Source organism: Devosia sp. (genome assembly GCF_036563435.1).
Taxonomy (GTDB): domain Bacteria; phylum Pseudomonadota; class Alphaproteobacteria; order Rhizobiales; family Devosiaceae; genus Devosia.
Genome location: NZ_DATCMJ010000015.1, coordinates 243,049 through 263,490, shown reverse-complemented (window position 1 = coordinate 263,490; position 20,442 = coordinate 243,049). Strand labels below are relative to the sequence as shown.

Below are 20,442 nucleotides of genomic sequence, written 5' to 3'. Positions count from 1 at the left end.
TTCGGGTGGAAGTCGGACCGCCTAAGAAACAGTCTGCTGCACGAAGTTCAGACCCAAAAAGGGATGCGCGGCAGACGAAGAAAACAACGACGAAGAATGGTCAGGCAACGCAGGGCCGTTCGTCGGAGAAAAAGCCTGCTGCACGAAGTTCAGACCAAAGGGATGCGCGGCAGGCAAAGAAAAAGGTCGAGCCGATGCACTGCAAGGCGCGACCGAAAAACACACGGTCTAAAGGCGGCGGTTCCCGAGCCTTTGTGCCGTGGTGCTAGGGATGGGGCGGCGTTGGTAGTTGTGCCACGCCGCATGTTCCTCGGCGTCTAGACGGGTGCGAAACGCTCCCCATGCGTGAACCTTCCTGGCGGCAACGGAACCTTCGATAATGTGGCGGGCCTCGCCGTACTCATAGTAGATGTAGTATTTCCGTGGGCGCAAAGCGTACTCCTTCCATCCTAAGGCTTGGCCGCCCGGCCTTGAGGGAGCGCCCCCGCAGGGGGCAAGAATTGGCGCGGAGCGACAATCCACAGCCTCTTCTAAAAAGAAGCTGGACAAGGGGACCCAAATCAACTGATGGTTAACCCACTGGCCGCAAGGGCAGCGTTCTTTGACATCGTGATTAAAAGTCTAGGCGGCCGTGCATGGGCACGGCAGAGTTTTAGGAGTTTTGGTTCGCATAATATATATTATGGAACTCATGTATGTGCCTCATTCGATGCCGATGGCTTCTACGACCGCAGCATCAGCCATGGCGAGAGCCGCTTCCCTGGACTTGGCTGCGGCAACGAAACGGCCGTTGTGACAGAAGCTGGCGCCTATAATGCCCGATGCCGCTTCGAGGTCCCCGTCGGTCAGTCCGGCCCAGGATGCCGGCAGATCGGCACGCGCCTCGAAGCCTTCGTCTGCCTTGCGGATGGTTGTGAGGCACCAGTCCTTTTCGCGCGGATGGACGACAAACAGCAGATGATCGGCGCCGGCCTTGACGATGGCCGGGCGGAACGGCATGCCGCGTGGCAATTCGAGCACCCGCTTGTCACCGGCAGCAATGATGGCCTGCTGCACCACGGCCTCGGCGCGAAGCTTGGCTGCGCTGGCGGCGATGTTGGCTTTGACGAAGCTGCGGGCGATATCGAGCGCAAGTCTGAACTGCCGGTCTTCAGCGCCCGGTTCGCTATCGTCGAAAACGGGCTTCAGCGTTTCGAGCAGCGATGGCAGCGCCAGTGCTGCCAATGGTCCGGTTGGACTCAGCGCGCCATTGTCGGTGAGGTCGATGGGCAGAACGAAGCTGGCATCGAACTTGGCATGGACGAAATCGATGTGCTCGGCCGGCACGGCGAGTGCTGACAGGTAGTCGCGTCCATAGTGTTTCCAGACGAGGCCGAACGAGCTGAATGGCTGTCCATCGTCGCGCAATGGTGCGCCGCGCTGATGATGATCAAAGACCTGCCGCTGCGGGTCATATTCGCCTCCGACGTCATAGATGATGCGGTCGGCAGCGGGCGTGATCCATTGCGGCGCCCTGCTCCGCACCAGTTCTGCCTCCGGAAAAAGGCCGGTAAGCACGACGCTCGAGAGCAGTTCATCGGCATGAAAACCGCCAGAATGGGTAACGAGAAAGGCGGGAATCATGGGCGATGCGGCCTGTGGATACTTGCAGGGAATGCGCTCCAATTACCGGTTACCGGCACTAAGCTCAACGATCATAAAGCGGATGGACATTTTTGACCTTTTGGTCAAAATATCCGCGTGTCGCTGCGACGAGGGGATATCATGCGCTTCGGCTACAAGGCTTCTGCAGAGCAGTTTGCGCCCAACAGGCTCCTTGGCTTCGCTATCGAGGCAGAGGCGGCGGGCTTTGACTCCGTCTTCATCAGCGATCACTTCCAGCCGTGGAAACACACCGATGGCCACGCGCCCTTCGCGCCCAGCTGGATGGCGGCGGCGCTGGCCCGTACCGAGCGGGTCGTGTTCGGCACGTCCGTGCTGACACCAACTTTCCGGCTGCATCCATCGGTCGTCGCGCATGCCTTCGGCACTTTGGGTGCAATGTTTCCCGAGCGCGTCATCCTGGGTGTCGGCACCGGCGAGTCGCTCAATGAGGTGCCGTCGACCGGCATGGTCTGGCCCGAACTCAAGGAGCGTTCGGCGCGCCTGCGCGAAGCCGTTACGCTGATCCGGACACTCTGGAGCGAGGAGCGGGTCACCTTCAAGGGCGATTACTACCAGACGCAGAATGCGACCATCTATGACAAGCCCGACAAGATGGTCCCGATCTACCTGGCGGCCGGCGGGCCGCTCAACGCCAGATATGCCGGCCGCGCCGGCGATGGCTTCATCTGCACCTCGGGCAAGGGCGCCGAGCTCTATGTCGACCAACTCCTGCCCAATGTTGCCGCGGGGCGCGGCGAGTCCGGGCGCACCGATCTGCCCTTTGAGCGCATGATCGAGGTGAAGGTATCGTTCGATCCCGATCCGCAAGCGGCACTGGACAATACAAGGGCCTGGGCCGCCCTCGCCCTCAGCGCGGAAGAAAAGCACTCCGTGGAAGACGCGGCAGAGATGGAGCGCCTTGCGGCGCAGCTGCCGATCGAACGCATCGCCAAGCGCTGGATCGTCTCGAGCGACCCTGAGGAGCATGTCGCGGCGATCAAGACCTATATCGATTACGGCTTCGATCACCTGGTGTTCCATGCGCCCGGCGAGGACCAGAGCCGCTTCCTTTCGCTCTACGCGACGGAAATCCTGCCGCGCCTGCGCGCGCTGGCGCCGGGCGGCAGTTCCTAGGAGCCGGTCCATGGACATGCCGCGCTTCAGCGTTTGGGGGATCACTGGCCTGCCCGAGGTCGAACCGGGTGACGATCTTGTGGCGCTGATAGCGTCGGCCGTTGCCCGATCTGCCGAGCAGGACAAAGAGGCGGCTTTGCGCCACGGCGATATTCTCGTCATCACCAGTAAGATCGTGTCCAAGGCCGAGGGCATGCAGGTGCCCGCCAGCCAGCGCGAATGGGCCATTGCCGAAGACACGGTGCGGGTCGTGGCTGAGCGGGTTCATCCTGGCGGTACCTTTCGCATTGTCGAGACGCGGCAAGGCCTGGTCATGGCGGCGGCCGGCATCGACATGTCGAATGTGCCCGAAGGCACGGCTCTGCGCCTGCCGCTCGATCCCGACGCTTCGGCCCGTGCCCTGTGCGTCGGGCTGCGAACAAGGTTCAACGTCGATCTCGGCGTCATCATCACCGATACGATCGGCAGGGCCTGGCGCGTCGGCCAGACCGACATGGCTATTGGCGCCGCCGGCATGCAGCTTACCGACGACCTGCGCGGTGCGGTCGATGCCAATGGTCGGCCCCTCCATGTGACGCAGGCGGTCATCGCCGATGAGATCGCCGGCGCGGCTGATCTGGTGAAGGGCAAGACCAGCCATATTCCGGTCGCGGTGGTGCGAGGCCTGGGCCGCTATGTCCAGGGTCTCGATGCCCCCGGCGCCCGGACCCTGACCCGGACCGGCGATGACGACATGTTTCGCTTCGGCTCTGCCGAAGCCTATCGCCTCGGCTATGAAGCCGCCCTGGCGGAGCTCAAGACCCAATCCAAGCAGCGTCAGGATTGACCCCGGTGTCCACCCACTCCCCGCTCCGCCCAAGGTATCTCCGTCTTGCTCCGCCAGCCTTGCTGGCCCTGTTCGCAGCGGCGGCTCTTCCTGCGCAGGCCGCGACCACTTACCCGTTGACCGTGGAAAACTGCGGTGTCAGCGTCACCTTCGATCAGGCGCCGCAGCGCGTGGTCACCATCAAGTCCACGGCCACCGAGATGCTGCTGGCGCTGGGGCTCGAGGAGCGGATCGTCGGCGTCGGCTTCCAGGATGGCCCGGCACCGCCCCCGTGGTCCGACCGGGCGGCCGCCTTGCCGGTGCTGGCCGAAAAGCTCCCTTCGCAGGAAGTGGTGCTGGCGGCCGAGCCGGACCTGGTCTATGGCGGCTGGGAAAGCAACTTTGCCGCCGACGGCGCGGGCGAGCGCCCTGCCCTCGCGAACCTTGGCATCGAGTCGTACGTCTCTCCAGCCGCCTGCCGCTCCGCCGATCCGGGCAAGCTAAGCTTTGACGCAGTCTTTGCTGAGATCAGCGAAATCGGGAACATCTTTGACGCGGCTCCTGCGGCCGAGGCGCTGATTGCCGAGCAGCGCGCGACGCTTGCCGCCGTCACCCCGGACACGCGCGGCCTCACCGCCCTGTGGTATTCCTCCGGAACCAAGGCGCCCTATGTCGGTGCGGGTACGGGAGCTCCCCAGATGATCCTCGAGGCCCTGGGGCTCACCAACATCATGGCCGAAGTCGACGATCCTTGGATATCCAGCAGCTGGGAAGCGGTTGCGGACAAGGAGCCGGACGTCATCGTGCTGGTCGACGCGGTCTGGAATTCGGCCGACCAAAAGATGCGGCTGCTGGCCGAGAACCCGGTCACGAGCCAACTGCCGGCCGTGGTCAACCAGCGCTATCTTGTGGTGCCGTTTCCCGCCTCGGAGGCCGGTGTCCGAAATGCCGGAGCCGTAGTGGACATGGCGGCGCAACTGGCCGCGCTTGATCTGACGCCGTGACAGCATCGCGCCGGCTTGCCGCTTATGCCGGGCTCGTGGCGCTGCTGCTGGCCAGCCTGATCATTTCCGTTGCCCTCGGCCCCGCTGACCTCACGCCGCATGAGGTCTGGCTGACCGTCGGGCAGCATCTGGGCCTGCCGGTGACGAGCCCTGTGAGCCGCTTGCGCGACGCGATCATCTGGGACCTGCGCCTGCCGCGGGTGGTCGCCGCCGCTGCTGTTGGGGCCGGCCTGGCGCTTTGCGGTGCCGTCATGCAGGCGCTGACGCGCAATCCGCTGGCGGACCCTTACCTGCTTGGCCTCTCCTCGGGCGCCTCCCTGGGCGCAGTCACCTTTCTGCTGCTGGGCGCATCGCTGTGGATGCCCCTCGGAGCCTTTCTTGGCGCCGGAGCCGCCATGGCACTGACCCTCGTGATGATGAACCTCCTCGGCGGAGCGACGCCGACACGGGCCATTCTGGCGGGCATCTCCGTGTCGGCCTTGGCAGCCGCGGCCACGTCCTTCCTGATCTTCTGGTCCGCCACCGGCGACTCGTACCGCGAGATCCTGAGCTGGCTCATGGGTTCGCTCAGCGGCGTCGTCTGGACGGAAGCTTTGCTTGTTCTCCTGGCGCTCCTTGTTGCGGGTGGCCCAGTCCTTCTCGCCGGTCGCGCCCTTGATGCCTTCGCCTTCGGTGACACGGCCGCTGCCAGCCTCGGCATCGACGTTGGCCGCTTGCGCATCTGGCTTCTGGCCGGCACGGCGCTGCTGACTGGAATCCTGGTCTCGATCGGCGGCGCCATCGGCTTTGTCGGATTGATCATCCCCCACCTGGTACGCCTCGGTACCGGCTCCCGTCACCGAGCCCTCCTGCCCCTCTCCATGCTCACCGGCGCCATATTCATGATCTGGACGGACGCCGCAGCGCGTACGCTGTTTGCACCGCGCGAACTGCCGGTGGGCATCATCACCGCCCTCCTGGGCGCCCCGATCTTCCTTGCCGTCCTGCTCCGCTACCGGAGGGTCACATGACAGGTCTCATCGTCCAGAACCTCGATGTCGCGCTAAGCGGGCAAAGCCTCGTGCGAGACATAACGTTCTCAGCGCCAGTTGGAGCGGTTACCGGGCTGATCGGCCCGAACGGAGCCGGCAAGTCGACCCTGATGCGGGCCATGCTCGGTCTGGGGCCGATCGGCGGCGGCACTGTTCATTTCGGCGGCGAGGATCTCCTGGCCCTCCCCGCGCGGCAGCGTGCACAGCGCGTTGCCTTTGTGGAGCAGAGCAACACTACCGAGGCGAGGTTGGCGGTTGGGGACGTAGTCCTGCTCGGCCGCATCCCCTTCCAATCCGTCTGGCAATTTGCGCCGTCTGCGGCGGATGTTGCCATGGTGGAAGCCGCCCTTGCGGCGGTGGGCATGCTGGCGTTTCGCGATCGCCTCTACCATACCCTCTCGGGCGGCGAGCAGCAGCGGGTGCAGATCGCCCGCGCTCTCGCGCAGGAACCTCGCCTCCTGGTTTTGGACGAACCCACCAGCCATCTCGATATCCACGCCCAACTCACCATGCTCGACCTGCTGCAGCAGCGGGCCCGCGCCGGCATGACCGTGGTGCTGGCCTTGCACGACCTGAACCTCGCCGCTGCCTATTGTGACCAACTCGTGGTGCTGCATGGCGGCGCCACTGCTGCGCAGGGCAATCCGAGCGAGGTGCTGAGCCCTTCCCTGCTCAAGGCGGTCTACGGCGTTGCCGCGTCCGTGCTTCCGCACCCTGCCACCGGCAAGCCGCTCATCGCCTACGATCTGCCCGCCGCCGAATAGCGATTGACAATTTCCTGGGCGGGACCCAGAAATTTGATCGGATGGTCAAATTTTAGACCGTGAGCAAATGGGAGGCAGTCATGGAGTTCGGCATCACCTTCAAGGGCTTCATCGAAGCCGAGCGGGCGCGGTATCTGGTGCGCGCCGCCGAATATGCCGGGTTCAGCTATTGCTGGTTCTATGACTCGCATATCCTTTGGCGCGACTGCTACGCCGCCATCGCCATGTGCATGGAACATACGACCGACATGCGCTTCGGTCCTCTGGTGACCAATCCTGACGTGCGCGATTGGTCGGTCGCCGCTTCCATCTTCGGCTCTCTATCCAAGCAGTCGGGCGGCCGCTTCGATCTGGCCGTTGGGCGCGGCGACTCCTCCATGCGCGTCATGGGCAAGAAACCCGCCACCCTCGCGCGCGTGGCTGAATTCATCCACAAGACCAAGGCCATGGTGCGCGGCGAGGAGGTGTCCTATGGCGACATCCCGGCAGCAGTGAAGTTCCCCTGGGCTGTTGGCCACCACATGCCGAGTTGGATCGCGGCCTATGGTCCGCTGGCGCTCAAGACCGCTGGCGAACATGCCGACGGCGTCGTCCTGCAGCTCGCTGATCCTGGTCTCTGCAAGTGGTTTACAGGCCAGTGTATCGACGCCGGCAAGGCGGCGGGCAAGGACATGTCGAACTTCCGATCGATGGCGGCGGCCCCTGCCTATTTCGGCGACAAGGCCCGCGCCATCGAGGCCACCAAGTGGTTCCCCGCCATGGTGGGCAACCATGTGGCCGACATCGTTGAGAAATACGGCGCCGACAGCGACAAGGTGCCGGCCAGCCTCACCAGCTATATCGAGAAGCGCCGCGGCTATGACTATTCAAAGCACGGCCAGGCCGACAATCCGTTCCTGGACTTCATCACCCCCGACGTCGTAGAGAATTTCTGCGTTCTCGGCGAACCCGACGAGCACATCGGCAAGATCCACCAGCTCAAGGATGCCGGCGTCACGCAGTTCAACATCTATCTCGACAGCGGCGACGAGGAGGAAATCATTGCCGGCTATGGCCGCCACGTGATCCCAGCCTTCCGCTGAGCCACTAGCGGTTGAGGATCGAACCGCTCATCACATCGATCTGCATGCCATCGAACGCCGGAGTAACATGCTCCGGCGTTTCCGCTTCCGTGCGAGCGTAATCGAGGTCGATGTGAAGGTCGCTCAGCACCACTTGCCGCGGTTTGAACCGGGCGATCCACTCAAGGCTTTCCGGCAGGCTCAGATGGCTCGGATGCGGCGTCGGCCGTAGCGCATCGAGGATCCAGAAGTCGAGCCCGCTGATCGCGGGGAAGGACGTTTCCGGAAAGCCTGATAGATCGACCGAATAAGCAAAGTCATGGACGCGGAAGCCCAGCGAGGTGATCTTGCCGTGTTCCTGCTCGAAGGCCAGCAGATCAATCGTGCCGCCTGGGCCCTCGACGACGACGTTGTTCCCGGCCACGATCTCGTGCGCGTTGAGAATGGGCGGATAGTCGCTGCCTGGCGGCGTGGCGAAGCAGTAGCCGAAGGCCTCGCGCAGCCGCGCACCGGTTTCGGCCGTGAAGTACACATCCACGCGCTTGCGGTTATGCAGCGCCAGCACCCGCAAGTCATCGATGCCGTGGATGTGGTCGGCATGCGCATGCGTATAGAGCACGGCATCGACTCGATCGACGCGGGCATCCAGCAACTGCTCCCGGATGTCGGGGCCGGTATCGATCAGGACCCGCGTCGGCTCGTCCGAGTCGTTCCGCCATCCCTCCAGCAGCAGAGCGCAGCGTCGGCGGCGGTTCCGCTTCTCCTGCGGGTCGCAATCGCCCCAGACATTGCCGATGCGCGGCACGCCGCCGGACGAGCCGCAGCCCAAAATGGTCGCGATGATCCGTTCGGCCGCCGGCATGGTCAGAGCGGGCTCGCCTTGCTGAAAAGCCGGTAGAAATTGGCAGTTGTCTCCGCGCCGACCTGTTCAAGGCTCAGCCCCCGCACCTCAGCCACCTTCTCGGCCGTATGCCGTACGAAACTCGGCTCGTTGCTTTCACCACGGTGCGGGATCGGCGCCAGGTAGGGCGCATCGGTCTCGACCAGGTACCGGTCGGCAGGCACGAACTTGGCGACCTCACGAATCTCCTCCGCATTGCGGAAGGTGATGATCCCCGAAAAGGAGATATAGCCGCCAAGATCGAGGGCCGTTCGGGCCAGGGCCTCGCCAGCGGTGAAGCAATGCAGCAGGAACGGAAATGCCCCCTGCCCCGCTTCATCCTGAAGGATCGCAGCCATATCCTCGTCGCACTTGCGGCTGTGGATAACCAGTGGAAGACCGGTGATACGTGCCGCTGCAATATGCCGCCTGAGGCCGGTGGCCTGCGCCTCGCGCGGAGCATTGTCGTAGAAGTAGTCGAGCCCGGCCTCTCCAACGGCAATGCAACGCTGATGGGCACTTAGCCGGATCAGGTCATCCGTTGTGATATGCAGTTCCTGGTCGGCATGGTGCGGATGCGTACCGACCGAGCACCAGACGTTCCGGTAACGTTCCGCTATCGCTGCATATGTGGAGAACTTTTCCACATGTGTGGAAATCGTCACCATTCCGTCGACACCAGCCGCCGTCGCCCGCTGGAGGACACCATCGATATCGGCTGCCAGATCCGGGAAATCCAGATGGCAGTGGCTGTCGATCAGCATCTATTCGGCCTTGCGCTCGAGACGGGCAAAGACGCCCTGCGGCACCGGCAGTGCCGTGCCGGGCACCAGACGGTTTTTCACCAGAGCGAGCGGGATCAGCCAATCCTCTTCCGGCACCGCCAGTTGCTCAAGGAGCTTGGCCGCCGAAGCCGGCACGAAGGCCAGCATCGGAATGGCCAGCCGACGCACCGTATCGGCCGTGCGATAGAGCACGCTCGCCATCCGTTGCGGATCGGTCTTCTTGAGTGCCCAGGGCTCCTGGGCGGCGAAGTAATTGTTGGCCGAGCTCAGCGCGGCAATGATCGCCCCCGTCGCCTCGTGCACCAGCTGCTCGTCCATGGCGCGCTGCGCTACCTGGATGGCCTCGCCCACCTCGGCCTCCAGCGCCTCGTCGGCCGCCGTCGCATGGCCGAATTCAGGCACCTTGCCGTCGCAGTTCTTGTTGATCATGGAGAGTGACCGCTGCGCCAGGTTGCCCAGGTTGTTAGCAAGGTCCGCATTGACGCGGTTGATCAGCTTTTCATGGCTGTAATCGCCGTCATTGCCGAAGGACACTTCGCGCAGGAAAAAGTAGCGCACGGCATCGGCGCCGAACTGCTCGACCAGCTCAAAGGGATCGATCACATTGCCCAGCGACTTGCTCATCTTTTGGCCGTCAACAGTCAGGAAGCCATGCGCGAAGACGCGGTGCTGCACCGGGATGCCGGCGCTCATCAGGAAAGCGGGCCAGTAGACAGTGTGGAAGCGGATGATGTCCTTGCCGATCACATGCAGATCGGCCGGCCAGAACTTCTGGAACAGTTCGCTCGCCTCGTCGGGAAAGCCAACGCCGGTGATGTAGTTGGTCAGCGCGTCGACCCAAACATACATCACGTGTCCCGGAGCATCCGGCACAGGAATGCCCCAGTCGAACGTGGTGCGGGAGATGGAGAGGTCCTGCAGTCCGCCCTTGACGAAGGAGATGATCTCGTTGCGCCGTTCCTTGGGTGCAATGAAGTCAGGATTGCTCTCGTAGAGCTCGAGCAACTTGTCCTGGTAGGCAGAGAGGCGGAAGAAGTAGGTTGGCTCCTCCACCCAGCTAACTTCAGCGCCACTGGGGGCAAACCTCTTGCCATTCTTCTCGGTCAGTTCGGCTTCGTCGAAATAGGCTTCGTCGCGCACCGAATACCAGCCCTTGTAGGTGGACTGGAAGATGTCGCCATTGCTGCTGGCGGCCATCTTCTTCCAGATGGCTTGGCTGGCCTCGTGGTGGCGCTTCTCCGTCGTGCGAATGAAGTCGTCATTGGTGATGGCGAGCACTTCAGCCAACCGCTTGAACTCGGCCGAATTGCGGTCGGCGAGCTCGCGCGGGCTGACCCCTTGTGTGGCAGCCGTCTGCACCATCTTGATGCCATGCTCATCGGTGCCGGTCAGGAAATAAACGTCCCGCCCCTCCAGCCGCTTCCACCGCGCGATGGCGTCGGTCGCGATCATCTCATAGGCGTGGCCGATATGGGGCGCGCCATTGGGATAGGAGATCGCAGTGGTGACGTAGAACGGCTTGAGGGTCATAGTGTCTCGGCTGGAATGGTCATTGCAGCATGTTTCCTGATCGCGTCGAAAATGGCGACAAGCGTCTGTTTCATATCCAGATTGATGCTGTCAGCCTCCGCGAAGAGGGCGTGTGCCTTGTCCCATAGCTCGGTGGCGGAGGCAAGGCGCATCCGCCCGCCCGCCTGCCCCGCCGCCTCGCGTGCTTCGGCCGCCACCCAGTCGGCGATCAGCTCGCGCGCAAAGGTCAGTTCGGCGCTTTGGCTATCGGCGCCCAGCACGTCGGCAAGCTTGATGTGGACCGCCGCAGGATGTTGCGCCGGGTTGCCGAGCCAGGCCTGCAGCGCCCCCAGCGCGGATTCGGCGCCCAGTGCCAGGGTCTCGAAGGCACGGCGCGGGCGACCGGCGGCAAGGGCAACGGCCTGTTCGAGCTCCACCTGTCCAAGGGCCCGGTCGTGCTCGGCGACCACGGCACGGACATCTTCGTCAGCCACCGGCCGCAGTGCCAGGTTATGGCAGCGCGACTTGATCGTGGGCAGCAGTTGCCCCGGTCGGTGCGATACCAGGAGGAAGATCGTTTCCGCTGGCGGTTCTTCCAGCGTTTTGAGCAGGGCGTTCGCCGCCGAGGGGTTGCAGTCGTCGATGCTGTCGATGATGGCAACACGGTGTCCCGCCCTGCCCCGTGTATGGTGGAGGCTGTCGCGCAGCTCACGCACATCCTCCACCCGGATCACGGTGTAGAACCCCTTGGCGTCCTTGGGCCGGCGACGCAGCAGAAATAGATTGGGATGCGCCATGGCCGCAATCTGCTCTTCCACTCGATGTGGCGGCTCGTCACCGGTCGAGGCAAGGATTGCGGCTGCCAGCTCGAAGGCAAAGGTCGCCTTGCCGATCCCCTGCGGTCCATGCAGCAGGATCGCCCCGGGAAGCCGCCGCTCGGCCAATTGGCTGAGGATGGCACTGCGGGCCAGGTCATGCCCACGCGCCCGTTGCCGCCGTTCCGGTGGCGGCACGTCGGCCAGGGCATCGGGATCGCTCACGCCGAAGGACCGTCTTGCAGTTCCGGGAAGCGGCCGCTGACGAGCTCCCAGATTTCAGCTTCCAGTGCGTCTTCCGGCTGGGCGGCGGAGACCAGGACGCACCGATCAGGCTTGGCCTTGGCAATGGCCACGAAGGCATCGCGCAGGCGCTCGTGCCAATCGAGTTCTTCCTTCTCGAACCGGTCACCGGTCAGTTCCAGCCCATCTTCCACAGCGCGTTGCGCGACGCGCTCGAAGGCGTCCTCGGGCTCCATGTCGAGAAGGATGGTCAGGTCCGGCGTATGCCCATCGAGCGCCAGCGACTCCAGTCCCGTGATCAGCTTGGGATCGACGCCCCCGGTCAGGCCCTGATAGGCCCGCGTGGAATCGTGGAAGCGATCCGACAGAACCCATATCCCCTTCCGGAGATTGGGGGCGATCAGCTGATTGACGTGGTCGAGCCGAGCGGCAGCGAAAAGAACGGCCTCTGCACCGGGCCCCCAGCTTTCGGAACGACCCTGCAGGATAAAGGACCTGATCGCTTCCGCCTTGGGGGTGCCACCCGGCTCCCGCGTCCGCACGACCTCGATGTCGCGCTGCTGCAGGTTGTGCTGCAGGCGCTTGACCTGGGTGGATTTGCCAACGCCTTCGCCACCTTCAAAGGTAATGAAGCGGGCGGGGCTGGTGTTTGGCGCATCGAGCATGGCGGCTTTCTAGCAGAGTCTTACATCCAGCCAAGAGCCAGTTGCTTCAGCGCGTCGGCAGCCTTGCGGGTAATGCCGCCCTCTTCCACCGTTTCTGCAGCATAAAGCGGCGCCACCTGCACCAGCTGGTCGTCGCAGAAGACGCGAAGTTCGGCGACCTGATCACCCTGCATCACGGGCGGCATCAGTGGCCCGGTATAGGACACCGAGGCGCTGAGGCACTTGCGCGAACCGCGCGGCAGGTAGAGCGCGATTTCGCCATCGCCGACAAGCGCAACGCTGCCGCTGGTGCCGCCATAGACATTGGCATGGGCCACGACCGCACCATCGGTATAGGCGGAGACACGCTCGAAGGCGCGGGAGCCCCACGTGATGAGCTTGCGCCCCTCTTCGGTGCGCTGCGCCATGGAGGTGAGACCATGCACCACACCGATGAGGCGCCGCCCGCCTTCGTCCGTCGAAATGACAGACCCGTAACCCGCCGCTTCCGTATGGCCCGTCTTAAGGCCATCCACGCCGATCCCCATCTCGACCAGGGAATTGCGGTTCGGCTGGGTGATGCCGTTCCACTCCATCTCGGGTTCGGAGAAGTAGTGGTAGTAATCGGGATATTCACGGATCAGGTAGCGGGCAAGGTCCGCCAGGTCGCGCGCCGTGACGTGCATGTTCGGATCCGGCAGGCCGGTCGGATTGGTGAAGTGTGAATCCGTCAGCCCGATATCCTGCGCCAGCTCGTTCATCATCGCGGCGAAGCTGCCTTCCGATCCGGCGATGCCTTCAGCCAGCACGATAGCCGCGTCATTGCCGGACTGGATGATCACCGAGCGCACGAGGTTTTCGACGCTGATCTTGGAATTAAGATCCGCAAACATGGTCGAGCCGCCCGAAGTGGCGCCGCCGGTGCGCCAGGCATGCTCGGAGACGAAGAACTCGTCCGTCATCTTCACGCGGCCGGCCCGGACTTCGTTAAACACGACGGCAATGGTCATGAGCTTGGCCATGCTGGCCGGCTCCATGGGCAGGTCTGCATCCTTCTGGAAGATGACGGTCCCCGATTCTTCATCCATGAGGATGGCGAACTTTGCCTGCGTCTCGAACTGCGCCTGGGCAAATACCGGCGTGATCAGTGCCAGCGTCGCCGCCACTACTCGCAAAATCCGCTTCACGTTCTCTCCTCCGCCGGCGCCTGCCGGCAGCCAGACTAATTGAGCTTTATGTCATTGAGCCCAAGATCGCGAGCCAGATCAAGAACATCTATTCGTGAAACGCCGGGCTTGAGGTAGGTCATCTTGAGGCGGGTCGCGTCGCGGCCGTTCACGGTAACCGGCTCTTCAGCAACCGCCCCGAGCAGGGCAAACTGCTGCGCCAGCGCGATGGCGTTGTTCTGGTTGGCGAAGATGCCAAGTGTGAGGTCAATGGTGCGGGCATCCGCATCCACCGACTCGACCCAGTCGGCCAGTTGGGGCGAGCGGGTCGCCATGGCATTGACCGCTGCATGCGCCGAGCCGATGGCCGCATCCGCTTGCTGCGGCGTCGTGTCGGCATAGGAGAAAAGGCCACCAAAGAAGTTGCCGGCAATGTCGGCCAGGCTGTTGGTGTTGTCGGCATAGGCGATGCGGGTGTCGCCGCCGAAATCGGCCGGACCCGAATAGCTGGCGACCAGCATGCGGGTGTCGTCTCCTTCTAGCGGTGCGGGACCGACATATTCGGCATGGATCTGCGCATGCCCATTGTTGACGTAACCGAGCATGGCGGCGGCGCGATAGGACAGGTCCATGATGCGGCCGGGCATGTAGGGTCCGCGATCGTTGACCCGCACGATGACCGAGCGGCCATTCTGCTGGTTGGTCACGCGCACATAGGATGGCAGCGGCAGGGTCGGATGGGCGCCGGTGATGGCGTTTGCCGAAAAGATTTCGCCATTGGCCGTACGGCGGCCGTGGAAGTCCGAACCATACCAGGAGGCTTCGCCGCTATCGGCATAGCCTGCCGGATTTTCCTGCGGCACATAGGTCTTGCCGCGCACGGTGTAGGGCTTACCAACTTGGTAGCGGCCGCCGCCCTTGGGCGGGTTGGGATTGGTGGTCACGCGGGGTGAAACGGCGACACCATATTCCTTGGAGGTGAAGGCGTCGCGCTTGACGGTCGCACCCAGCCCTCCGCCGGAACAGGCGGCGATCGCCGGTGCAAGGAGGGAAGCGAGGGCGACAAGGCGAATGGCGTTACGCCAAGGGGTCGTCGTCACGGTACGCAAACTCTTACGCTGGTCACAATGCGAGCGCAGATCATAACGCGATCAAAAGGCGCTCGCCTCCAAAGAACGCCTTTCTGGTTTCAGCGAGGTTAAGGCCAACAGAGTGTTAGCACTGTACGCACGATTTGATGTCAATTGGTTAGCCGGTCGGTCGGCCGGTCCTGGCCTTGCGCGCCAACAGATATAAAGATATCTTTATGTCACCCCCTTAGTACCCGGTTAGAGGTAGATGGCGATGAGCCAAGTCAATGACGCCCATATTCCCGACTGGACGGAAGTCCGCGCTGCCCTCACCAAGGCCGCGCAGGAACGCATCCTGATCCTGGACGGGGCCATGGGCACCATGATCCAGCGCCAGAACCTGACCGAGGCCAACTTCCGCGGCGAGCGCTTCAAGGCTTGGAATCAGCCGCTGCAGGGCAACAACGACCTGCTGGTGATCACCGAGCCGCAGCTCATCGAGGATATCCACTACCAGTATTTCATGGCTGGTGCGGACATCGCCGAGACCAACACCTTCTCGGCCACATCGGTCGCCCAGGCCGACTATGCCTGCGAGAGCGCCGTCTACGACATCAACTACCAGGGCGTGGTGGTTGCCCGCCGCGCCGCCCAGCGGGCGGAAGAGGCGGACGGCCGCCGCCGGTTTGTTGCCGGCGCCCTCGGGCCGACCAACAAGACGTCGTCCATGTCGACGGACGTCACCAGCCCTGGCTTCCGCTCCATTACCTTCGACCAGCTGGTGGAAGCCTATGGCGAAGCGATCCGTGGCCTGGTCGATGCCGGCGCCGATCTCCTGCTGTTCGAGACCATCACCGACACGCTCAACACCAAGGCAGGCATCTTCGCCGCCCAGCGGCTGTTCCAGGAGCGCGGCATCGATGTGCCGATCATGATCTCGGGCACGATCACCGATCTTAGCGGCCGCACCCTCTCCGGACAGACGCCGACGGCGTTCTGGTACTCGGTGCGTCATGCCAATCCGCTGACCATCGGCCTCAACTGCGCACTTGGCGCCAATGCCATGAGGGCGCATCTGGGCGAGCTCTCGGACGTCGCCGACACCTTTATCTGTGCCTATCCCAATGCCGGCCTGCCCAACGCTTTCGGTCAGTATGACGAGAGCCCCGAATTCATGGCCGAGCAGATCGAAGGCTTTGCCGAGGCCGGCTATCTCAACATCGTCGGTGGCTGCTGCGGCTCGACCCCGGACCATATCCGCGCCATCGCCAAGGCCGTGGGCAAATACAAGCCGCGCGCGGTACCCGAGGCCGACAGGCTCCTGCGTCTCTCGGGCCTCGAGCCCTTCACGCTCACCAAGGATATTCCCTTCGTCAATGTGGGTGAGCGCACCAACGTCACCGGCTCCGCCCGCTTCCGCAAGCTCATCACCGCTGGCGACTACACGGCGGCCTTGGACGTCGCGCGCGACCAGGTCGCCAATGGCGCCCAGGTCATCGACATCAACATGGACGAAGGCCTGATCGACTCCAAGCAGGTCATGATCGACTTCCTCAACCTGCTGGCGGCCGAACCCGACATCGCCAAGGTGCCGCTGATGATCGACAGTTCCAAGTGGGACGTGATCGAGGCTGGCCTCAAATGCGTGCAGGGCAAGGCGCTGGTCAATTCCATCTCGATGAAAGAGGGCGAGGAGCAGTTCCTCCACTATGCCCGCCTGGTGCGCGCCTATGGCGCCGCTGTCGTGGTCATGGCCTTCGACGAGCAGGGCCAGGCTGATACGCTCGAGCGCAAGGTCGAGATCTGCACGCGGGCCTACAAGCTCCTCACCGAAGAAGTCGGCTTTCCGCCCGAAGACATTGTTTTTGATCCCAATGTCTTTGCGGTCGCCACCGGCATCGAGGAACACAACGGTTACGGGGTGGCCTTCATCGAGGCGACCAAGCAGATCACCGAGACCCTGCCCCATGTCCACATTTCGGGGGGCATTTCCAACCTCAGCTTCTCGTTCCGCGGCAATGAGCCGGTGCGCGAGGCGATGCACGCCGTCTTCCTCTACTATGCCATCCAGAACGGCATGGACATGGGCATCGTCAATGCCGGCCAACTGGCGGTCTATGAAAGCATCGACCCCGAATTGCGCGACGCCTGCGAGGACGTGATCCTCAACCGTAACCCCGAAGCCACCGATCGCCTCCTGGCGCTGGCAGAACGCTATCGCGGCACCGCCGGCAAGGAAGCCGCCGCCAAGGATCTCAGCTGGCGCGAGAAGCCGGTCGAGGAGCGCATCGCCCATGCGCTGGTCAACGGCATCACCGAATATATCGAGGCCGATACAGAGGAAGCGCGCCTGAAGCTGCCCCGGCCGCTGCACGTTATCGAGGGACCGCTGATGGACGGCATGTCCATCGTGGGGGACCTGTTCGGCTCGGGCAAGATGTTCCTGCCGCAGGTGGTGAAGTCGGCCCGCGTTATGAAGCAGGCCGTGGCCCACCTCCTGCCCTTCATGGAAGCAGAAAAGAACGCCGGTGGCGATGCCGCCGGCCGCCAAAGTGCCGGCAAGGTGCTGATGGCCACGGTCAAGGGCGACGTCCATGACATCGGCAAGAACATCGTCGGCGTTGTCCTATCCTGCAACAACTACGAGATCATCGACCTCGGCGTCATGGTGCCGACGGCCAAGATCCTCGAGACGGCGCGCACAGAGAATGTCGATATCATCGGCCTCTCCGGGCTGATCACACCCTCGCTCGACGAGATGGTCCACGTGGCCGCCGAAATGGAGCGCGAAGGCTTCGATATTCCGCTGTTGATCGGCGGCGCTACCACCAGTCGTGTCCATACCGCCGTCAAGATTCACCCGCGCTACTCGGCGGGCCAGGCGGTGCATGTCAACGATGCCAGCCGTGCTGTGGGCGTGGTCGGAAACCTCCTGTCGAAGGACACCAAGGTCAGCTTCATCGAAGACATTCGCGCCGAATATGCCAAGGCTGCCGCCGCGCACGAACGTGCGGAGGCGGAAAAGAAGCGGGTGCCGCTGGCTGAAGCGCGCGCCAACCGCTTCCAACCCGATTGGTCCGGCTACACGCCGCCCAAGCCAAGCTTCATCGGCACCAGGGTGTTCGACGATGCGGACCTGGCCGAACTCGCCACCTATATCGACTGGACCCCATTCTTCCAGACATGGGAACTTAAGGGCCGTTATCCGGCCATTCTGGAAGACGAGCGCCAGGGCGAGGCGGCGCGCCAGCTGTTTGCCGATGCCCAGGCCATGCTGAAGCAGATCATCGACGAGAAGTGGTTCAAGCCGCGCGGCGTGGTGGGCTTCTGGCCGGCCAATGCCGTGGGCGACGACATTCGCCTGTTCACCGGAGATGATCGCTCCCAGGAACTGGCCACCCTGTTCACTCTGCGCCAGCAACTGAGCAAGCGTGACGGCAAGGCGCATATGGCCCTGGCCGACTTCGTTGCACCGCTCGGTATGCCGGACTATCTCGGCGCCTTCGTGGTGACCGCGGGGCTTGAGGAGGTGGCGATCGCCGAACGGTTCGAAGCGGCCAACGACGATTATTCGTCCATCCTGGTCAAGGCCCTCGCCGACCGCTTCGCCGAAGCCTATGCGGAGCAAATGCACGAGCGTGTGCGCAAGGAGCTCTGGGGCTATAGCGCCGACGAGACGTTTTCGGCCGAGGAACTGGTCGCGGAGACATACCGCGGCATCCGCCCGGCGCCTGGTTATCCGGCCCAACCGGACCACACGGAGAAGACCACGCTGTTCCGCCTGCTGGATGCAGAGAAGAATGCCGGCGTGACGCTAACGGAAAGCTACGCCATGTGGCCGGGCTCATCCGTCTCGGGGCTCTATTTCAGCCATCCGGATGCCTATTACTTCGGCGTCGCCAAGGTCGAGCGCGACCAGGTGATGGATTACGCCGAGCGCAAGGGCATGTCCGTGAGTGAAGTCGAGCGCTGGCTGGGGCCGATCCTCAATTACATCCCCGGTCCGGCTATCGTGGCTGCGGAGTGAGATGAAGCAGATCGACCCCATTCCGGTGACCCTCGTGACCCAGGGAGGCCTGCTCCCGCTCGACGGAGACACGGCGCTGCTCCGTCTGCCCGCCAATTCCGGTCACGGCCATGCCGACGGGGTGCAGTGCATGGCCTGCGCCATGCGCACGGACGTCCGTGCCCTGCTGTTCGACCTCCTTGAAGGAGCCAAGCAAGGCCTGCGGCCGGTGTTCAGCCGTGTCGTCGTGGATGCCAGTGCAGTGAAGGATCAGTCGGTGGTGGTGGCGGCGCTCACGGGCAAGCTGCCGGCCCAGGCCCTGCGCGACCACACGGTGGCGCGGTCGTTCTATCTGGCTGGTGCGGACCAGGCGGCTTCACCCGTGCCTTAGAGGCTATCCTTCAAACGGCACCAGTGGGGTATCAGCCTTGAGATAAAGCGGATGCTTGGGCGATCCATCGGCATTGGTGCCGAAGCACCAGAGTGGGATGCCATCCGCGCGTAGCGCAGCCACCAGTTCCTTGCCCGCTGCAGCCAGGGCCTTGTTGAGCTTGCCGTGGCAGAGCACCACCCGGTCTGCCATGGCGGCAGTTTCGCGCAGCGACGGCAGGTTGGCCGGTGAAACTGCGACCACGCCCGGCGCCAGCAGCATTTTGGGGTCGGTCGCCCGGTAGTCGCCTACATTCCCCTTGGCCATGGCCGAGTACCCTTCGCGCAGGGCAAAGGTCCATTCCCGCGCGCAGGTGGGATCATTGACCGTCGCGTCGGCCGTCGACGGATTCATGCCGATAAAGAGGATGAAGCGGTCGGGGAAGCTCTCGCCCAGCCAGCGCCGCATGATCTGGCGATGCTCGGGGTCGCTGAACTGCGCATCCCCTTTGACGCCAGGCATCAGCGCCAGGCGAACCCGACCGCCGGGATCATGCGCGCTGCCGTCGATCATGCGGTGAGGTCGCTCGGCGGTACCAAGCCGTTGATCAGCGAGGCAGTGGTCACGGTGTTGGCAAGGAGGCAGGCGATCGTCATGGGGCCGACGCCGCCCGGGACCGGGGTGATGGCGCCGGCCACTTCCGCCGCTTCCTTGAAGGCCACGTCGCCCAGGAGGCGCGTCTTGCCTTCCCCACGCTCCGGCGCGTCGATGCGGTTGATGCCCACGTCGATCACCGTAGCGCCAGGCTTGATCCAGTCGCCCTTGATCATCTCGGGCCGCCCAACGGCGGCGATCACGATGTCGGCCTGCCGCACCACATCAGGCAGGTCGCGGGTGCGCGAATGCGCCAGGGTCACCGTACAATTCTCGCGCAGCAGCAGCTGCGCCATCGGCTTGCCGACGAGGTTGGAGCGGCCCACCACCACGGCATGGAGGCCAGACAGATCGCCCAGCCTGTCTCGCAAAAGCATCAGGCAGCCCAGGGGCGTGCAAGAGACCGGTCCCGGCAGCCCGATCGCCAGCTTGCCGACGCTTGCCGGCGTAAAGCAGTCGACGTCCTTGGCCGGATCGATGGTGTTGATGATCTTGAGCGGGTCGATCTGCTTGGGCACCGGCAACTGCACCAGGATGCCGTGGATGGCCGGATCGGCGTTGAGGCGCTCGACCAGCGCCAGCATCTCGGCTTCGCTCGTATCTTCCGGCAGCTCGTATTTTTCGGAGTGCATGCCCATCTCGACGGTCTGTTTGGCCTTTTGCGCCACATAGACCTGGCTGCCCGGATCATGTCCGACGATCACTACGGCAAGGCCGGGCGTGATGCCGTGCTCGCGCTTTAGGCGCTCGACATGACCGGCAATCCGGCCGCGCAGGCCTTCGGCAAAGCTCTTTCCGTCGATGATCGATGCGCTCATAGCGGCCTCCATGGTCTCGGGCGCAGCAATAGAAAACCA

At 63.6% G+C, this 20,442-nt stretch carries 18 protein-coding genes; 8 read left to right on the top strand and 10 right to left on the bottom strand.

The window, feature by feature from the left end; all coding sequences use genetic code 11:
- Window positions 1-702: 702 nt before the first annotated feature.
- Window positions 703-1,623, bottom strand: a complete 921-nt coding sequence (locus tag VIL88_RS12065; protein WP_331989131.1) for an MYG1 family protein — start codon at window positions 1,621-1,623, stop codon at window positions 703-705.
- Between the two features lie 141 nt (window positions 1,624-1,764).
- Between VIL88_RS12065 and fgd the strand changes: the two genes are divergently transcribed.
- From fgd to VIL88_RS12035, 6 genes are all read left to right on the top strand, one after another.
- Window positions 1,765-2,778, top strand: a complete 1,014-nt coding sequence (gene fgd / locus VIL88_RS12060) for a glucose-6-phosphate dehydrogenase (coenzyme-F420) (protein ID WP_331989129.1) — start codon at window positions 1,765-1,767, stop codon at window positions 2,776-2,778.
- A gap of 10 nt (window positions 2,779-2,788) precedes the next feature.
- Window positions 2,789-3,604, top strand: a complete 816-nt coding sequence (gene cofE / locus VIL88_RS12055; protein WP_331989127.1) for a coenzyme F420-0:L-glutamate ligase — start codon at window positions 2,789-2,791, stop codon at window positions 3,602-3,604.
- Window positions 3,605-3,609: 5 nt separating this feature from the next.
- Entirely contained in the window at window positions 3,610-4,587 is a 978-nt protein-coding gene (locus VIL88_RS12050; RefSeq protein WP_331989125.1) for a putative F420-0 ABC transporter substrate-binding protein, read from the top strand.
- The gene (locus VIL88_RS12045) at window positions 4,584-5,597 is read left to right on the top strand and encodes a putative F420-0 ABC transporter permease subunit (RefSeq protein ID WP_331989123.1); all 1,014 of its coding nucleotides are present in this window, start codon (window positions 4,584-4,586) and stop codon (window positions 5,595-5,597) included. Before VIL88_RS12050 ends, VIL88_RS12045 begins: the two co-directional genes overlap by 4 nt.
- Complete coding sequence (locus VIL88_RS12040) at window positions 5,594-6,382, top strand: ABC transporter ATP-binding protein (protein ID WP_331989121.1); 789 nt, start codon at window positions 5,594-5,596, stop codon at window positions 6,380-6,382. Before VIL88_RS12045 ends, VIL88_RS12040 begins: the two co-directional genes overlap by 4 nt.
- Window positions 6,383-6,462: 80 nt before the next feature.
- A complete protein-coding gene (locus tag VIL88_RS12035) occupies window positions 6,463-7,464 on the top strand; it encodes a TIGR03842 family LLM class F420-dependent oxidoreductase (protein WP_331989119.1) in 1,002 nt (333 codons plus the stop codon).
- 4 nt (window positions 7,465-7,468) lie between these two features.
- Here the strand turns inward: VIL88_RS12035 and VIL88_RS12030 are convergent, their stop codons facing one another.
- From VIL88_RS12030 to VIL88_RS12000, 7 genes are read right to left on the bottom strand one after another with little or no spacing between them, the layout of a single operon-like run.
- A complete protein-coding gene (locus tag VIL88_RS12030) occupies window positions 7,469-8,305 on the bottom strand; it encodes an MBL fold metallo-hydrolase (protein WP_331989117.1) in 837 nt (278 codons plus the stop codon).
- Window positions 8,306-8,307: 2 nt separating this feature from the next.
- Window positions 8,308-9,087, bottom strand: coding sequence for a TatD family hydrolase (locus VIL88_RS12025; protein ID WP_331989115.1), 780 nt, complete (start codon window positions 9,085-9,087; stop codon window positions 8,308-8,310).
- Window positions 9,088-10,638: a methionine--tRNA ligase gene (metG, locus tag VIL88_RS12020; protein WP_331989113.1), complete on the bottom strand. Its 1,551-nt coding sequence runs from the start codon at window positions 10,636-10,638 to the stop codon at window positions 9,088-9,090.
- Window positions 10,635-11,657: an AAA family ATPase gene (locus VIL88_RS12015; RefSeq protein ID WP_331989111.1), complete on the bottom strand. Its 1,023-nt coding sequence runs from the start codon at window positions 11,655-11,657 to the stop codon at window positions 10,635-10,637. The genes metG and VIL88_RS12015 overlap by 4 nt, the downstream gene beginning before the upstream one ends.
- On the bottom strand, window positions 11,654-12,340 hold the full coding sequence (gene tmk / locus VIL88_RS12010; RefSeq protein WP_331989109.1) for a dTMP kinase: 687 nt from the start codon (window positions 12,338-12,340) through the stop codon (window positions 11,654-11,656). The genes VIL88_RS12015 and tmk overlap by 4 nt, the downstream gene beginning before the upstream one ends.
- Before the next feature lie 20 nt (window positions 12,341-12,360).
- Window positions 12,361-13,506: a D-alanyl-D-alanine carboxypeptidase family protein gene (locus tag VIL88_RS12005; protein ID WP_331989107.1), complete on the bottom strand. Its 1,146-nt coding sequence runs from the start codon at window positions 13,504-13,506 to the stop codon at window positions 12,361-12,363.
- Window positions 13,507-13,541: 35 nt separating this feature from the next.
- Window positions 13,542-14,585: a septal ring lytic transglycosylase RlpA family protein gene (locus tag VIL88_RS12000; RefSeq protein ID WP_331989105.1), complete on the bottom strand. Its 1,044-nt coding sequence runs from the start codon at window positions 14,583-14,585 to the stop codon at window positions 13,542-13,544.
- 244 nt (window positions 14,586-14,829) lie between these two features.
- Here VIL88_RS12000 and metH point away from each other — a divergent pair, with 244 nt between their 5' ends.
- Window positions 14,830-18,582: a methionine synthase gene (metH, locus tag VIL88_RS11995; RefSeq protein WP_331989103.1), complete on the top strand. Its 3,753-nt coding sequence runs from the start codon at window positions 14,830-14,832 to the stop codon at window positions 18,580-18,582.
- A gap of 1 nt (window position 18,583) precedes the next feature.
- On the top strand, window positions 18,584-18,952 hold the full coding sequence (locus tag VIL88_RS11990) for a hypothetical protein (RefSeq protein ID WP_331989101.1): 369 nt from the start codon (window positions 18,584-18,586) through the stop codon (window positions 18,950-18,952).
- 3 nt (window positions 18,953-18,955) lie between these two features.
- Here the strand turns inward: VIL88_RS11990 and VIL88_RS11985 are convergent, their stop codons facing one another.
- Together VIL88_RS11985 and VIL88_RS11980 are read right to left on the bottom strand one after the other, a co-directional pair.
- On the bottom strand, window positions 18,956-19,504 hold the full coding sequence (locus tag VIL88_RS11985) for a DUF1643 domain-containing protein (RefSeq protein WP_331989099.1): 549 nt from the start codon (window positions 19,502-19,504) through the stop codon (window positions 18,956-18,958).
- Window positions 19,501-20,403, bottom strand: coding sequence for a bifunctional methylenetetrahydrofolate dehydrogenase/methenyltetrahydrofolate cyclohydrolase (locus VIL88_RS11980; RefSeq protein ID WP_331989097.1), 903 nt, complete (start codon window positions 20,401-20,403; stop codon window positions 19,501-19,503). The genes VIL88_RS11985 and VIL88_RS11980 overlap by 4 nt, the downstream gene beginning before the upstream one ends.
- Between the last annotated feature and the right edge of the window lie 39 nt (window positions 20,404-20,442).